Origin of the sequence: Klebsiella sp. KTE92, assembly GCF_000398905.1 — a bacterium.
In the GTDB taxonomy this organism is placed as follows: Bacteria; Pseudomonadota; Gammaproteobacteria; order Enterobacterales; family Enterobacteriaceae; genus Klebsiella; species Klebsiella variicola.
Window position 1 is genome coordinate 4,539,551 of record NZ_KB976100.1, and the last position, 14,256, is coordinate 4,553,806.

18 protein-coding genes are annotated in these 14,256 nt (G+C 56.5%); 13 read left to right on the forward strand and 5 right to left on the reverse strand.

Features of this window, described 5'->3' with window-relative positions; all coding sequences use genetic code 11:
- Positions 1–7: 7 nt before the first annotated feature.
- Complete coding sequence (yqgB, locus tag A1WC_RS26680) at positions 8–139, reverse strand: acid stress response protein YqgB (protein WP_002916578.1); 132 nt, start codon at positions 137–139, stop codon at positions 8–10.
- A 287-nt stretch (positions 140–426) separates the two neighbouring features.
- Positions 427–702 (reverse strand): hypothetical protein, encoded by a 276-nt coding sequence (locus A1WC_RS28345; protein WP_136047534.1) that lies wholly within the window; start codon positions 700–702, stop codon positions 427–429.
- Positions 703–840: 138 nt separating this feature from the next.
- Between A1WC_RS28345 and metK the strand changes: the two genes are divergently transcribed.
- The 8 genes from metK to ruvX all read left to right on the forward strand — a co-directional run bounded on the left by metK (position 841) and on the right by ruvX (position 8,097).
- Positions 841–1,995 (forward strand): methionine adenosyltransferase, encoded by a 1,155-nt coding sequence (gene metK / locus A1WC_RS04350; RefSeq protein ID WP_008806457.1) that lies wholly within the window; start codon positions 841–843, stop codon positions 1,993–1,995.
- 379 nt (positions 1,996–2,374) lie between these two features.
- Complete coding sequence (locus A1WC_RS04345; protein WP_008806458.1) at positions 2,375–3,769, forward strand: sugar porter family MFS transporter; 1,395 nt, start codon at positions 2,375–2,377, stop codon at positions 3,767–3,769.
- Between the two features lie 77 nt (positions 3,770–3,846).
- Positions 3,847–4,347 (forward strand): SprT family zinc-dependent metalloprotease, encoded by a 501-nt coding sequence (locus A1WC_RS04340; protein ID WP_008806459.1) that lies wholly within the window; start codon positions 3,847–3,849, stop codon positions 4,345–4,347.
- A gap of 94 nt (positions 4,348–4,441) precedes the next feature.
- Entirely contained in the window at positions 4,442–5,149 is a 708-nt protein-coding gene (gene endA, locus A1WC_RS04335; protein WP_012540568.1) for a deoxyribonuclease I, read from the forward strand.
- Positions 5,150–5,240: 91 nt separating this feature from the next.
- Positions 5,241–5,972: a 16S rRNA (uracil(1498)-N(3))-methyltransferase gene (gene rsmE, locus A1WC_RS04330; RefSeq protein WP_008806461.1), complete on the forward strand. Its 732-nt coding sequence runs from the start codon at positions 5,241–5,243 to the stop codon at positions 5,970–5,972.
- A gap of 20 nt (positions 5,973–5,992) precedes the next feature.
- Complete coding sequence (gene gshB, locus A1WC_RS04325) at positions 5,993–6,943, forward strand: glutathione synthase (protein ID WP_012967229.1); 951 nt, start codon at positions 5,993–5,995, stop codon at positions 6,941–6,943.
- A 174-nt stretch (positions 6,944–7,117) separates the two neighbouring features.
- Entirely contained in the window at positions 7,118–7,681 is a 564-nt protein-coding gene (locus A1WC_RS04320; RefSeq protein ID WP_012540566.1) for a YqgE/AlgH family protein, read from the forward strand.
- Complete coding sequence (ruvX, locus tag A1WC_RS04315; protein WP_012540565.1) at positions 7,681–8,097, forward strand: Holliday junction resolvase RuvX; 417 nt, start codon at positions 7,681–7,683, stop codon at positions 8,095–8,097. The genes A1WC_RS04320 and ruvX overlap by 1 nt, the downstream gene beginning before the upstream one ends.
- Before the next feature lie 52 nt (positions 8,098–8,149).
- Here ruvX and A1WC_RS04310 read toward each other — a convergent pair whose 3' ends face one another.
- Together A1WC_RS04310 and A1WC_RS04305 are read right to left on the reverse strand one after the other, a co-directional pair.
- Positions 8,150–8,803 (reverse strand): LuxR C-terminal-related transcriptional regulator, encoded by a 654-nt coding sequence (locus tag A1WC_RS04310; RefSeq protein WP_016161829.1) that lies wholly within the window; start codon positions 8,801–8,803, stop codon positions 8,150–8,152.
- 348 nt (positions 8,804–9,151) lie between these two features.
- Positions 9,152–10,132, reverse strand: coding sequence for a type IV pilus twitching motility protein PilT (locus tag A1WC_RS04305; protein ID WP_016161830.1), 981 nt, complete (start codon positions 10,130–10,132; stop codon positions 9,152–9,154).
- A gap of 16 nt (positions 10,133–10,148) precedes the next feature.
- Here A1WC_RS04305 and A1WC_RS04300 point away from each other — a divergent pair, with 16 nt between their 5' ends.
- Genes A1WC_RS04300 through hemW form a run of 5 tightly spaced genes read left to right on the forward strand, consistent with a single transcriptional unit; the run spans position 10,149 to position 13,459 of the window.
- Positions 10,149–10,850: a YggS family pyridoxal phosphate-dependent enzyme gene (locus A1WC_RS04300; protein WP_008806467.1), complete on the forward strand. Its 702-nt coding sequence runs from the start codon at positions 10,149–10,151 to the stop codon at positions 10,848–10,850.
- 20 nt (positions 10,851–10,870) lie between these two features.
- Positions 10,871–11,437, forward strand: a complete 567-nt coding sequence (locus A1WC_RS04295) for a YggT family protein (protein WP_004205182.1) — start codon at positions 10,871–10,873, stop codon at positions 11,435–11,437.
- The gene (gene yggU / locus A1WC_RS04290) at positions 11,434–11,724 is read left to right on the forward strand and encodes a DUF167 family protein YggU (RefSeq protein ID WP_008806468.1); all 291 of its coding nucleotides are present in this window, start codon (positions 11,434–11,436) and stop codon (positions 11,722–11,724) included. The genes A1WC_RS04295 and yggU overlap by 4 nt, the downstream gene beginning before the upstream one ends.
- 12 nt (positions 11,725–11,736) lie before the next feature.
- A complete protein-coding gene (locus tag A1WC_RS04285; protein WP_016161831.1) occupies positions 11,737–12,330 on the forward strand; it encodes an XTP/dITP diphosphatase in 594 nt (197 codons plus the stop codon).
- Positions 12,323–13,459 (forward strand): radical SAM family heme chaperone HemW, encoded by a 1,137-nt coding sequence (gene hemW, locus A1WC_RS04280; protein ID WP_016161832.1) that lies wholly within the window; start codon positions 12,323–12,325, stop codon positions 13,457–13,459. Before A1WC_RS04285 ends, hemW begins: the two co-directional genes overlap by 8 nt.
- Positions 13,460–13,499: 40 nt before the next feature.
- Here hemW and A1WC_RS04275 read toward each other — a convergent pair whose 3' ends face one another.
- The gene (locus A1WC_RS04275; RefSeq protein ID WP_012540560.1) at positions 13,500–14,219 is read right to left on the reverse strand and encodes a DUF2884 domain-containing protein; all 720 of its coding nucleotides are present in this window, start codon (positions 14,217–14,219) and stop codon (positions 13,500–13,502) included.
- Positions 14,220–14,256 lie beyond the last annotated feature (37 nt).

Here is a 14,256-nt window from a genome sequence, read left to right on the forward strand (position 1 = left end):
GCGAACCTCAATTTTTAATAATAAGTGTAAGACAGTTAACTACTATCGCAGTCCAAAGATGCGATAACAACCCATGAACAGTCCTAAAGCCCAGCACTATCTGCTGGTTTTGCGACTGCGCGACCGGTTTCTTATTCATATCATCGTAAAACACGTAGCCGAACAGAGTATGACAGTCCGGAGAAACCACGAGAAAACTCTTGCCTGGCAAGAGCGCCCTTGTTCAGTTTTCTAACGACCGACCGGCCCTGGAATCCTGAGAAGCGCCGAGATGGGGTGAACATCGGCTGGTTTGCATGAGAGAGATGCAGGTTGCGGAGTGCTGACGCGCGACAGAACGACGCGACGAATCAAGCGAAAAACGTTGGTTCATTATCTGGTATCACCTCCACACCGCCCTGCGACAGGGTCGGCGACAAGCCAAAGCTATACATACCGGGCAACAGGCGCTACGCCGCTGCGAGATTCTGTAAATACAGACTGCTTAACCCGGCTGGAAGTGGCACCACAGGGCGATGCCCCGTGCGCTTTTTTAATGAGCCGCGCGCGGCGTTTTATACCGAGAAGCAGGGTAAAAAGCAAAATAAAAATGTGTGCGTTTGCGCGGTTGTCAGGAAAATTTGCCAGGCGGGTTTTCCCATAAATGCGACCGCCATCAAAAAAGGCTGGAAATGGGCTCAAGAATTGACCTAAAATAGCCATCCAGAAGTTAATCCGTCTATACTGATTAACACTCAGACTGCTCGTGTCGCTACCTGCGCGGCTTTGCGCTGATTATCCACCAAAGCCACATTACACAACAGTATGAGCTATCCGAATCGTCCACAGGTGAAATAAAATATGGCAAAACACCTTTTTACGTCTGAGTCCGTATCAGAAGGGCATCCTGACAAAATTGCTGACCAAATCTCTGATGCCGTGCTGGATGCGATCCTCGAGCAGGATCCGAAAGCGCGTGTCGCATGTGAAACCTATGTCAAAACCGGCATGGTGCTGGTAGGCGGCGAAATCACCACCAGCGCATGGGTTGATATCGAAGAGATCACCCGCAACACCGTCCGCGAAATTGGCTACGTGCATTCCGATATGGGCTTTGACGCCAACTCGTGTGCCGTTCTGAGCGCCATTGGTAAACAGTCTCCGGACATCAACCAGGGCGTCGACCGTGCCGACCCGCTGGAACAGGGCGCAGGCGACCAGGGTTTGATGTTTGGCTATGCGACCAACGAAACCGACGTGCTGATGCCGGCGCCGGTGACCTATGCTCACCGTCTGGTGCAGCGCCAGGCTGAAGTGCGTAAAAACGGCACCCTGCCGTGGCTGCGTCCGGATGCGAAAAGCCAGGTGACCTTCCAGTATGACGACGGCAAAATCGTCGGCATCGATGCGGTGGTTCTGTCCACGCAGCACGCGGAAGACATCGACCAGAAATCCCTGCAGGAAGCGGTGATGGAAGAGATCATCAAGCCGACCCTGCCGACCGAATGGCTGAACGCTTCGACCAAATTCTTCATCAACCCGACCGGACGTTTCGTTATCGGCGGCCCGATGGGCGACTGCGGTCTGACCGGTCGTAAGATCATCGTTGATACCTACGGCGGCATGGCTCGTCACGGCGGCGGCGCGTTCTCCGGTAAAGATCCATCTAAAGTTGACCGTTCCGCAGCCTACGCGGCGCGCTATGTGGCGAAAAACATCGTTGCCGCTGGCCTGGCCGATCGTTGTGAAATTCAGGTCTCCTACGCTATCGGCGTCGCTGAACCGACGTCGATCATGGTGGAAACTTTTGGCACCGAGAAAGTGCCTTCTGAACAGCTGACCCTGCTGGTGCGCGAGTTCTTCGACCTGCGTCCGTACGGCCTGATTCAGATGCTGGACCTGCTGCACCCGATCTACAAAGAAACCGCGGCTTACGGTCACTTTGGTCGCGAGCATTTCCCATGGGAAAAAACCGACAAAGCGGCTCTGCTGCGCGAAGCGGCCGGTCTGAAATAACCCCTGCTTCCTCTCTTCAAGGCCAGCCTCGCGCTGGCCTTTTTGTTTCCGTCTCCCTCCCCTCTGCGCCTCGCTTCAGCGGAACGCGGTAACGCGATGAAAGCGATTACATTATGATGACTGCCCCTTTGTTTCCAGAACAGGCATAGCATGCGGGTATTTTTCACAATGTTACATATTGTTTCGGTCAACTCCGATTACCGTTTTTCAAAATGTCGACTATCCTTGTATATACTGCTGATTTAAAAAGCATTTAATGGATTACGTTTCTTTACCTTTGTGTAAACGATTACACAGCCGTGACTATAATCACGTTTTTTTACCGTCGAGTGTCCTACCCTAACCATCGACAGAATCAATAACTCAACTGGAGGGCGTTATGCCTGACAACAAAAAACAAGGGCGTTCGAACAAGACTATGACGTTCTTCGTCTGTTTCCTCGCCGCGCTGGCTGGCCTGCTGTTCGGCCTTGATATCGGTGTTATTGCGGGTGCCTTACCCTTTATTGCCAATGAGTTCCAGATTTCAGCCCACACCCAGGAGTGGGTGGTCAGCTCCATGATGTTCGGGGCTGCCGTCGGTGCGGTCGGCAGCGGCTGGCTCTCCTTCAAACTGGGCCGTAAAAAAAGCCTGATGATCGGCGCCATCCTCTTTGTCGCCGGCTCTCTGTTCTCCGCTGCCGCGCCAAACGTCGAGATCCTGCTGGTTTCTCGCGTGCTGCTGGGCCTGGCGGTGGGCGTCGCGTCATACACGGCTCCGCTGTATCTGTCGGAAATCGCGCCAGAGAAAATTCGCGGCAGTATGATTTCGATGTACCAGCTGATGATCACCATCGGGATCCTCGGCGCCTATCTCTCTGACACCGCTTTCAGCTACAGCGGCGCGTGGCGCTGGATGCTCGGCGTGATCATTATTCCGGCGGTATTGCTGCTGATCGGCGTTATCTTCCTGCCGGACAGCCCGCGCTGGTTCGCCGCCAAACGTCGTTTCGTCGATGCCGAACGCGTGCTGCTGCGCCTGCGCGATACCAGCGCCGAAGCGAAACGTGAGCTCGACGAAATCCGCGAAAGCCTGAAGGTGAAACAGTCCGGCTGGTCGCTGTTCAAAGACAACAGTAACTTCCGCCGCGCGGTGTTCCTCGGTATTCTGCTGCAGGTGATGCAGCAGTTCACCGGCATGAACGTCATCATGTACTACGCACCGAAGATTTTTGAACTGGCGGGCTATGCCAACACCACCGAGCAGATGTGGGGGACGGTGATCGTCGGTCTGACCAACGTGCTGGCCACCTTTATCGCTATCGGTCTGGTCGACCGCTGGGGCCGTAAACCAACGCTGATCCTCGGCTTTATCGTGATGGCCGCGGGCATGGGCGTGCTGGGTAGCATGATGCACATCGGCATTCACTCCTCTACCGCGCAGTACATCGCCGTCCTGATGCTGCTGATGTTCATCGTCGGTTTCGCCATGAGCGCCGGTCCGCTGATTTGGGTACTGTGTTCCGAAATCCAGCCGCTGAAAGGCCGCGACTTCGGCATCACCTGCTCCACAGCGACCAACTGGATTGCCAATATGATTGTCGGCGCCACCTTCCTGACCATGCTCAACTCGCTGGGCAGCGCCAACACCTTCTGGGTGTACGGCGGTCTGAACGTGCTGTTTATCCTACTGACTATCTGGCTGATTCCGGAAACCAAAAACGTCTCGCTGGAACATATTGAACGTAACCTGATGCAGGGTCGTCCGCTGCGTGAAATCGGCGCCCGCGACTAACCCGCCTGAGCTTCCTCCCCTCCCGGGAGGAAGCTTCCTCTTGCTCTCCCCCGCCCGTCGCACTATCCTCTGGCGCTATGAAAACACCCCGTATTCCCATCGCTATTCAGCAGGCCGTGATGCGCAGCCTGCGGGAGCATCTCGCCAAAGCGAACCTCAAACTGGAACGCCGCTACGCTGAGCCGACGCTGGTCTACCAGCAGCGCGGTACCTCCGCCGGCACCGCCTGGCTGGAGAAAAACGAAATTCGTTTAAATCCGGTGCTGCTGCTGGAAAATCAGCAGGAGTTTATCGATGAAGTGGTGCCGCACGAGCTGGCGCACCTGCTGGTCTGGCAGCACTTTGGCCGCGTCGCGCCGCACGGTAAAGAGTGGAAATGGATGATGGAGAACGTCCTTGGCGTTCCCGCGCGTCGCACCCACCGTTTTGAACTCGATTCGGTCCGCCAGAACACCTTCCCCTACCGCTGTCGCTGTCAGCAGCATCAGCTCACCGTCCGTCGCCATAACCGGGTGGTGCGCGGCGAGGCCACCTACCGCTGCGTTCACTGCGGCGATCTGCTGGTGGCTGAAAAATAACCATCAGAATTTATTAGAAACTTTCTGATCTGACTGATTGCATCCAGCACCCTCATTCGCTACGTTGCGGGCTCGTTTTGACACGGAGTTAACGATGTCCCGTATGCATATTTTAGCCGTTGCGGTATTGAGCACGGCAGTCAGTGGCCCGCTCGCGGCCGCCGGTATTAATAGTTTTTCCCAGGCCAAGGCCGCTGGCGTCAAAGTGAACGCCGACGTTCCGGGCGACTTTTATTGCGGCTGTAAAATCGACTGGCAGGGTAAAAAAGGCGTTATCGATCTGGAATCTTGCGGCTATAAAGTGCGTAAAAATGAGAACCGCGCCAGCCGGGTTGAATGGGAACACGTGGTGCCGGCGTGGCAGTTCGGCCATCAGCGCCAGTGCTGGCAGGAAGGCGGGCGGCAAAACTGCGCCAAAGATCCGGAGTACCGCAAGATGGAAAGCGATATGCACAACCTGCAGCCGGCGGTAGGGGAAGTCAATGGCGATCGCGGCAACTTTATGTACAGCCAGTGGAACGGCGGTGAAGGCCAGTACGGCCAGTGCACCATGAAGGTCGATTTTAAAGATAAAGTCGCCGAGCCCCCTGCCCGCGCCCGCGGCGCTATCGCCCGCACCTACTTCTATATGCGCGACCGCTACCATCTGAATCTTTCCCGCCAGCAAACTCAATTGTTTACCGCCTGGGATAAACAGTACCCGGTCACCGCCTGGGAATGTGAGCGCGATGAGCGCATCGCGAAAGTGCAGGGCAACCATAATCCGTATGTCCAGCAGGCTTGCCAGGCGCAAAAGAGCTAACCTACACTAGCGGCAATTGTTAATTTGCAGCCCTGTGCTTCCCGCCCGGTGGCGGGAAGCTGGCATCTGCGCAACGAACGGAATATCAAGCATGCGCATTCCTCGCATCCATCATCCAGAACGCCTCACTGTCGGCAGCCAGATTGCGCTGAGCGATGACGCGGCCAACCACGTCGGTCGCGTCCTGCGCATGACCGCAGGTCAGCACCTACAGCTTTTTGACGGCAGTAACCAGGTATTTGACGCTGTCATCACTGAGGCCGGCAAGAAAAATGTCACGGTTGAAGTGCTCAGCGGCGAACCCGACGATCGTGAATCGCCGCTGCATATTCACTTAGGCCAGGTGATGTCGCGCGGTGAAAAAATGGAATTTACTATCCAGAAATCGATCGAACTCGGGGTAAGCCTCATAACGCCACTGTTTTCCGAGCGCTGCGGCGTTAAACTGGACGCCGAACGTTTGCAGAAGAAGATCCAGCAGTGGCAGAAAATCGCTATTGCCGCCTGCGAACAGAGCGGTCGTAATGTGGTACCGGAAATACGTCCGGCCATGCAGCTGGAAGAGTGGTGCGCCGAGCAGGACAGCGGGATGAAGCTCAACCTGCACCCGCGCGCCAGCGCCAGCATTAATACGCTGCCGCTACCGGTTGAACGCGTCCGTTTGCTGATTGGTCCGGAAGGTGGGCTATCGGCAGAAGAGATAGCGATGACCGCGCAATACCAGTTTACTGATATCCTGTTGGGACCGCGCGTTCTGCGTACAGAGACTACTGCGCTCACCGCCATCACCGCCCTGCAGGTGCGTTTTGGCGACTTAGGTTGAGGCGTTAACGGAGAAGAACCATGATCAAGCTCGGCATCGTGATGGATCCCATCGCAACCATCAACATCAAGAAAGACACCAGCTTCGCTATGTTGCTGGAAGCGCAACGTCGCGGCTATGAACTCCATTATATGGAGATGAACGACCTCTATTTGATCAACGGCGAAGCCCGCGCCCGTACGCGCACGGTGAGCGTCGAACAGAACTACGATAAATGGTATGACTTCACCGGTGAGCAGGATCTGCCGCTGGCCGATCTTGACGTTATTTTGATGCGTAAAGATCCGCCGTTCGATACCGAATTTATTTATGCCACCTACATCCTGGAGCGGGCGGAAGAGAAAGGCACGCTTATCGTCAACAAGCCGCAGAGCCTGCGCGACTGTAACGAGAAACTGTTCACCGCCTGGTTCTCAGAACTGACGCCGGAAACGCTGGTCACCCGCAATAAAGCCCAGCTGAAGGCCTTCTGGGAAAAACACGGCGATATCATCATGAAACCGCTCGACGGCATGGGCGGTGCCTCTATTTTCCGCGTCAAAGCCGGCGATCCGAACCTTGGCGTGATCACGGAGACCCTGACCGAGCTCGGCAGCCGCTACTGCATGGCGCAGAACTATCTGCCCGCCATTAAAGACGGCGACAAGCGCGTGCTGGTGGTGGACGGCGAGCCGGTGCCTTACTGCCTGGCGCGTATTCCGCAGGGCGGCGAGACCCGCGGCAACCTGGCCGCCGGCGGCCGTGGCGAAGCTCGCCCGTTGACCGAAAGCGACTGGGAAATTGCCCGCCGCGTCGGCCCGACGCTGAAAGCCAAAGGTCTTATCTTCGTCGGCCTGGATATCATCGGCGACCGTCTGACGGAAATTAACGTCACCAGCCCCACCTGCGTGCGTGAGATTGAAGCCGCCTTCCCGGATATTTCGATCACCGGCATGCTGATGGACGCTATCGAAAGACGTATCACCAAATAAACACCAGGGCGGATAAACGTCCGCTCATGGCGCAGCGAGCGCGGTTGACCGCGCTCGTGAAACGCCGCCAGCCAGGCGCCACTCGGGCGCCAGCCAGATAAAGTGCATCGACACTATTCTACTTTGCCCGCATACTGGGTGTTGCTTTTTGAACCAGGAACAGAACCTCTGACAATGAATTTACAGCATCACTTTCTGATTGCCATGCCTGCGCTTCAGGACCCGATTTTCCGCCGCTCCGTGGTCTATATCTGCGAGTATAACGACGAGGGAGCCATGGGCATTATTATCAATAAGCCGCTGGAAAATCTGCAGGTGGAAGGGATCCTTGAGAAGCTCAAGATTGTTCCGGAGCCGCGCAATCCGGAGATCCGTCTGGATAAACCGGTGATGCTGGGCGGCCCGCTGGCGGAAGACCGCGGTTTTATTCTGCATACCCCGCCCTCTGACTTCTCCTCGAGTATCCGCATTTCGGATAACACAGTGGTCACCACCTCGCGGGATGTTCTTGAAACCTTAGGTACCGACAGGCAGCCGGGCAACGTACTGGTGGCGCTGGGCTACTCCTCATGGGAGAAAGGGCAACTGGAGCAGGAGATTTTAGATAATGCCTGGCTTACCGCCCCTGCCGACCAGAATATTCTCTTCCGCACGCCCATCGCCGATCGCTGGCGCGAGGCGGCTAAACTGATTGGTATCGACATTGTGACGATGCCAGGCGTCGCGGGGCATGCATGATGAGCGGAACCTTTCTCGGCTTTGATTTCGGCACCAAAAGCATCGGCGTGGCGGTGGGGCAACGCATCACCGCTACCGCGCGACCGTTACCGGCGCTGAAGGCGCAGGACGGTAAACCAGACTGGAATGTCATCGAAAAACTGCTCAAAGAGTGGCAGCCTGAGGCGGTGATCGTTGGCCTGCCGCTGAATATGGACGGCACCGAGCAACCGCTGACGGCGCGCGCGCGGAATTTCGCCAATAAAATTCATGGCCGCTTTGGCGTCGCGATCGTCCTTCACGATGAACGTCTGAGTACGGTGGAGGCTCGGGCAGGCTTATTTGAACACGGCGGCTACCGCGCGCTGAATAAAGGCAGCGTTGATTCGGCCTCAGCCGTGGTCATTCTGGAAAGCTACTTCGAGCAGAGCTTTTAGGCTCTGCTCTCCTGCGCCGCCGGCAAATTGCTGACGGCGCGCTTCCGACCGCTTAGTGGCGCAGATGTTCGTTCGCCCAGCTCACCGCTTGAGTGCGATTCTTCACGCTCAGTTTACGAAACACATTGTACAGGTGCGTACGCACCGTGTTCTCGCTGATAAACAGGGCACGGGCAATATCCAGATTCGTCGCCCCACAGCGCAGCTCGTTGAGGATCTCACATTCCCGCTCGGTGAGTGGCGAGTTCTCAACGGGCGCCGATGCATGGTCCGCAGCGTACATCGCCGGGTGCATCACGCTCAATTCAGCCGTCTGTTCGCCGTTCAGTACGGCCTTAACGCCCTCAATTAAGCGCGATTCATCATCGTCATGGCGGAACACGCCATATAAAGCCGGCCACTGCGCCATTTCGTATAACTCATACTTTTGTGCGCTATTAATAATCAACAAACGAGGATTATCTGCCTGCAGTCGAATAATGTCTCGCCATGCCCCATTTAATTTCTTATTTGACACTGCGATATCAAATAATATTACAGAATCTTTCGCCAGGCGTTGTGCCAGTGGTTTATTAATATTTTGTAAAACCACTGGTGCCATCAGGGTTCCGCTCAGATAGCTGGCAAAAGCTTTGCTCTGAATTGACGGATGGGTAATAAATGTGACCTGACGAGAAGATGATGAATTTCCATTTAAATTAATCACTTAAAACTCTCCTTAGCTGCTACCCACCGCCATGGTGGTTAAATGAATAAAAAAATATACAAACAGTCGTGAATTTATAAATAGCCTTGGCAATTTACAAATTGAAACGTTATTCCATGAGAATCATCCTATTCCCGTAAACAGCATAAATCGAACACCTCAAAGCTGTCAAAAGGTAATCAAACTTTTTTCCTGGAAATGCGTATTCACTGTCGACATATCGCAACTGAATGTGTTATTTGAATTTATTCATAGTGATTATTTGTATTACCAAATAATATAAAGAAACAGCAATCAAACATTCAGTTAACATATCATTTAACCCGCCCTGCCTGCTTCACGCTGCTCTTATAGTTCGCCTGCGGCGACACGTTGCTGAAAACTCTGCGTAAATGTCAGCATTCCGGCCTGCATCCCGGTCTGCATTATGCCGGGCAACTGATGCACTTTTCCTTCACGGATCAAGTTAGCTACTGCGGGGGTATTGACCAAAAGCTCGTATAGCGCAACTCTGCCGCCCTGACGTGCAGGCAACAATTTTTGCGCCAGCACCGCGCACAGGCTTCCGGCCAGCTGACTACGAACCTGATCTTTCTCCTCTGCCGGAAAGACATCGATCAATCTCTCCACCGCCGGCGCCGCGCCGCGGGTATGTAATGTCGCCATTACCAGATGTCCGGTCTCCGCAGCCGTTAACGCCAGACGAATGGTTTCGCTGTCCCGTAGCTCCCCGAGCAGGATCACATCCGGATCCTGGCGCAGCGCCACGCGGAGCGCCGCGGCGAACGAAGGACAATGACGGCCAATCTCCCGCTGCTGGATCAGGCAGCGCTCGCTGTGATGGATAAACTCCACCGGGTCCTCCAGGGTCAGAATATGGCCATCAAGATGCTGGTTGAGATGCCCCACCATCGCCGCCAGGGTGGTCGACTTGCCGCTGCCCGTCGCTCCGGTGACCAGCAGCAGGCCACTCTCTTCCGCCAGCAGCTCGCTCAGCGCAGGCGGGGCGCCCAGCGTCTCCAGACGCGGGCACTGTTCAGGCAGAAGGCGTAGCACCAGCGATATTCCACGCGTATGGGCGAAAGCGCTGGCGCGCAGCCGCGAACCGCAGGCCAGGGTCAGCGCAAAGTCAATCTGGCCGTGTTCCTGCCAGTGCTGTAACTGTGCGGCATCAAGCCAGCAGTTGAGTAAATCCGGGATATCAGGCGCGGGAAACGGGGCGGGCTCCAGCTTGCCCTGCCGCCGCCAGCGCGGTGCGGCGGAATTGCACAGGTGTAGATCGGAGACATTATGCTTTACACTAAGGGCTACGATTTCTTCCAGCTTCATAACTCATCCTCGGAATATGAACGATATTGCGCATAACCTGGCACAGGTCCGGGACAAAATCTCCGGTGCCGCCGCTCGTTGCGGGCGTGCGCCAGAAGAAGTGACATTGCTTGCAGTGAGTAAAACGAAACCTGCGAGCGCGATCGAAGAAGCCATCGTGGCAGGCCAGCGGGCATTTGGTGAAAACTACGTCCAGGAGGGCGTGGAGAAGATTAACCATTTCCAGCAGGCCGGCATCAGTGGACTACAGTGGCACTTTATTGGCCCCCTGCAGTCCAACAAAAGCCGGTTGGTGGCAGAGCATTTTGACTGGTGCCACACCGTCGATCGGCTGAAAATCGCCACCCGCCTGAACGAACAGCGCCCGGCGCATCTGCCGCCGCTGAAGGTGCTGATTCAAATCAACATTAGCGATGAGCAGAGCAAATCCGGCATCCCGCTGGAAGCGCTCGATGGATTAGCGGCAGAGATCGCTGAGTTACCTCATCTGGAGCTGCGCGGTCTGATGGCCATCCCCGCGCCTGAGTCAGAATATGTAAGGCAGTTTGCCGTCGCCCAGCAAATGGCGGTAGCATTTGCGCGATTAAAAACGCGGTACCCCACGGTCGATACGTTGTCTCTGGGAATGTCGGACGATATGGAAGCCGCAATCGCGGCGGGAAGCACGATGGTGCGCATCGGCACAGCTATTTTTGGTGCGCGCGACTACAGCAAATAATAAGGAATCTGAGGAACGCCATGAAGACGTTGACTTTCCTGCTTTCAACGGTCATTGAGCTTTACACGATGGTCGTGTTGTTACGCGTCTGGATGCAGTGGGCGCGCTGCGACTTTTACAACCCGTTTTCGCAGTTTGTGGTGAAGGCCACGCAGCCGATTGTCGGGCCGCTGCGCCGGATTATCCCGGCGATGGGGCCGATTGACAGCGCCTCGCTGCTGGTGGCATTTATTCTCTGCGTCATCAAAGCGATCGTGCTGTTTATGGTGATCACTTTCCAGCCGATCATCTGGATCTCCGCCCTGCTTATTCTGCTGAAAACCATCGGCTCGTTGATCTTCTGGGTGCTGCTGTTGATGGCGATCATGAGCTGGGTCAGCCAGGGCCGTAGTCCGGTGGAGTACGTGCTGATGCAGCTGGCGGACCCGCTGCTGCGCCCTATCCGCAACCTGCTGCCGTCGATGGGCGGTATCGATTTCTCGCCGATGGTGCTGGTGCTGCTGCTGTACGTGATTAATATGGGCGTCGCCGAAGTGCTGCAGGCCACCGGTAACGTGCTGCTGCCGGGGCTGTGGATGGCGCTATGAGTGCCGTTGAAACCTGCGCTGAGGGGCTGGTGCTCAGGCTGTATATTCAGCCGAAGGCCAGCCGTGATAGCATCGTGGGCGTACATGGCGACGAGCTCAAAGTCGCCATTACCGCCCCGCCCGTTGATGGCCAGGCCAATGCCCACCTGGTGAAATTTCTCGCCAAACAGTTCCGCGTCGCCAAAAGCCAGGTACTGATTGAAAAAGGCGAGCTGGGTCGCCATAAGCAAGTTAAAATCATCGCCCCACAACAGATCCCGACTGCGGTCGCGGCGCTAACTGAATAAACAGGATTCATCATGCAAAAAGTCGTCCTCGCGACCGGCAACGCCGGTAAAGTGCGCGAACTGGCCTCGCTGCTGGAAGATTTTGGTCTCGATATCGTCGCTCAGACTGAGCTGGGCGTGGACTCTGCGGAAGAGACCGGCCTGACCTTTATTGAAAACGCGATTCTGAAAGCGCGTCATGCGGCACAGATCACCGGCCTGCCGGCCATCGCCGACGATTCCGGTCTGGCCGTCGATGCGCTTGGCGGCGCGCCGGGTATTTACTCCGCCCGCTATTCCGGCGTCGACGCCGCCGACCAGCAGAATCTTGAGAAGCTGCTCGACGCGTTAAAGGACGTGCCGGACGACCAGCGTCAGGCGCAGTTCCACTGTGTGCTGGTCTATCTGCGCCATGCCGAAGATCCCACGCCGCTGGTATGCCACGGCAGCTGGCCTGGGATAATCACCCGACAAGCCGCCGGTACGGGTGGCTTCGGCTACGACCCGATCTTCTTCGTCCCGTCAGAAGGGAAAACCGCGGCCGAACTGAGCCGTGAAGAAAAGAGTGCGATTTCCCATCGTGGGCAAGCGCTAAAACTGTTACTGGAAGCATTACGTAATGGCTAATTTGCCGCCGCTGAGTCTCTATATTCATATTCCCTGGTGCGTGCAGAAATGCCCGTACTGCGACTTTAATTCGCATGCGCTGAAAGGCGAGGTGCCGCATGACGATTACGTCCAGCATCTGCTAAACGACCTGCAGGCCGATGCGCAATATGCCCAGGGACGGGAAATAGGCACTATTTTTATCGGCGGCGGTACGCCAAGCCTGCTGTCCGGCCCGGCCATGCAAACCCTGCTGGATGGCGTTCGCGCCTGCCTGCCGCTGGCCGCCGGGGCGGAAATCACCATGGAAGCCAACCCGGGCACCGTGGAGGCCGATCGCTTCGTTGATTACCAGCGCGCCGGGGTGAACCGTATCTCCATCGGCGTACAAAGCTTTAGCGAACCGAAGCTGCAGCGCCTGGGGCGGATCCACGGTCCGGAGGAGGCCAAGCGCGCAGCACGTCTCGCCAGCGGCCTCGGCCTGCGCAGCTTCAATCTCGACCTGATGCACGGTCTGCCGGACCAGTCGCTGGAGGAGGCGCTGGACGATCTGCGTCAGGCGATTGCCCTCAACCCGCCGCACCTGTCGTGGTACCAGCTGACCATTGAGCCGAACACCTTGTTCGGCTCCCGGCCGCCGGTGCTGCCGGATGACGACGCGCTATGGGATATTTTCGAGCAGGGGCATCAGCTGCTGAGCGCCGCCGGCTATCAGCAGTACGAGACGTCCGCCTACGCTAAACCGGGCTTCCAGTGTCAGCATAATCTCAACTACTGGCGCTTTGGCGACTACCTCGGCATCGGCTGCGGCGCGCACGGTAAGATAACCTTCCCTGACGGACGCATTCTGCGGACCGCCAAAACCCGCCACCCGCGCGGGTATATGGAAGGCCGTTACCTCGAGCGTCAGCATGATGTGGAAGAGGCGGATAAACCGTTCGAGTTCTTTATGAACCGTTTCCGCCTGCTGGAGGCCGCGCCGCGCGCAGAATTTAGCCGCTATACCGGTCTTGATGAAGCGGCGATCCGCCCGCAGCTGGATGCGGCGATAGCCCAGGGCTATCTGCAGGAAGACGAGCAGAACTGGCAGATTACCGAGCACGGTAAGCTGTTTTTGAATTCCCTGCTTGAGTTATTTCTGAACGAGTAAACGCAGAGGCGGTCCTGCCGGAAAGCGGACCGCCATGTCATTATTTCAGCGAGCCAACCAGCGATTTCCGGCTATCCTCCAGCGAGACAACCCGGCTGCAGACGTCCTTACCAAACTGCTGGAAATCGGCCTCCTGGTTTTTCCATTCATCCTGAATGGCCGTTTGCAGGCCGCCGAGGCTGCCGAGAATGCCCTGCAGCGGGTTGCCGCCGCCTTTGAGCACTGCTTTCGCGCCCATCTCGTTAATACTGTCCTGCAGAATGCCGCCCATCGCCTGATTCACCAGCTGCTGACCATCGGCACGTACCTGGTCGATAGCTTTATAGTGGAAGGTCAGGCCATCGCTGCGGCGCTCAATGATGCGGTTCATCTGTTCTTTCAGCTGCGCATCCAGCTTGGTCAGGCGACCATGCATGCTGCTGTTGGCGCCAACCTGTTCGGTAATGATTTTATCCAGCGCCTTGCGGCCTTTTTCGACTCGCGAGCGCGCGCCTTCGTCAATCCACGGCAGGCTGCTGCGCAGACTGGCCTGATAATCCTGCGCCTGCTCGCGCTGGGCGGCGCTCAGAGTATAGGCTTTACCGTTAAAGGTCAGGTTGCCGTCCGGCTTTATCACCAGATTGCCGTTTTCCCCTTTCACCTGCACCTGCTGCGGGCTGAGGATCACATCGTCACGCGGCGTGACGCTACACTGGTAGTCCGCATGGGCAGACAAAGCGGTGACGGAGAGCGCCACCGCCAGCAGCGTTTTACGCATCATAAAACTCCCTTAAGACAAAACGGGCCGGCAGTTGCCG

Bases quoted from the DNA above. Each gene is read 5' to 3' on its own strand.
- A1WC_RS04305 (WP_016161830.1), bottom strand. From the start codon at position 10,132: ATGAAGCTGGAAGAAATCGTAGCCCTTAGTGTAAAGCATAATGTCTCC.
- rsmE (WP_008806461.1), top strand. From the start codon at position 5,241: ATGCGCATTCCTCGCATCCATCATCCAGAACGCCTCACTGTCGGCAGC.
- yggU (WP_008806468.1), top strand. From the start codon at position 11,434: ATGAGTGCCGTTGAAACCTGCGCTGAGGGGCTGGTGCTCAGGCTGTAT.
- ruvX (WP_012540565.1), top strand. From the start codon at position 7,681: ATGAGCGGAACCTTTCTCGGCTTTGATTTCGGCACCAAAAGCATCGGC.
- A1WC_RS04320 (WP_012540566.1), top strand. From the start codon at position 7,118: ATGAATTTACAGCATCACTTTCTGATTGCCATGCCTGCGCTTCAGGAC.
- metK (WP_008806457.1), top strand. From the start codon at position 841: ATGGCAAAACACCTTTTTACGTCTGAGTCCGTATCAGAAGGGCATCCT.
- gshB (WP_012967229.1), top strand. From the start codon at position 5,993: ATGATCAAGCTCGGCATCGTGATGGATCCCATCGCAACCATCAACATC.
- A1WC_RS04345 (WP_008806458.1), top strand. From the start codon at position 2,375: ATGCCTGACAACAAAAAACAAGGGCGTTCGAACAAGACTATGACGTTC.
- A1WC_RS04285 (WP_016161831.1), top strand. From the start codon at position 11,737: ATGCAAAAAGTCGTCCTCGCGACCGGCAACGCCGGTAAAGTGCGCGAA.
- A1WC_RS04340 (WP_008806459.1), top strand. From the start codon at position 3,847: ATGAAAACACCCCGTATTCCCATCGCTATTCAGCAGGCCGTGATGCGC.
- yqgB (WP_002916578.1), bottom strand. From the start codon at position 139: ATGAATAAGAAACCGGTCGCGCAGTCGCAAAACCAGCAGATAGTGCTG.
- endA (WP_012540568.1), top strand. From the start codon at position 4,442: ATGTCCCGTATGCATATTTTAGCCGTTGCGGTATTGAGCACGGCAGTC.
- A1WC_RS04275 (WP_012540560.1), bottom strand. From the start codon at position 14,219: ATGATGCGTAAAACGCTGCTGGCGGTGGCGCTCTCCGTCACCGCTTTG.
- A1WC_RS04300 (WP_008806467.1), top strand. From the start codon at position 10,149: ATGAACGATATTGCGCATAACCTGGCACAGGTCCGGGACAAAATCTCC.
- A1WC_RS28345 (WP_136047534.1), bottom strand. From the start codon at position 702: ATGGCTATTTTAGGTCAATTCTTGAGCCCATTTCCAGCCTTTTTTGAT.
- hemW (WP_016161832.1), top strand. From the start codon at position 12,323: ATGGCTAATTTGCCGCCGCTGAGTCTCTATATTCATATTCCCTGGTGC.
- A1WC_RS04295 (WP_004205182.1), top strand. From the start codon at position 10,871: ATGAAGACGTTGACTTTCCTGCTTTCAACGGTCATTGAGCTTTACACG.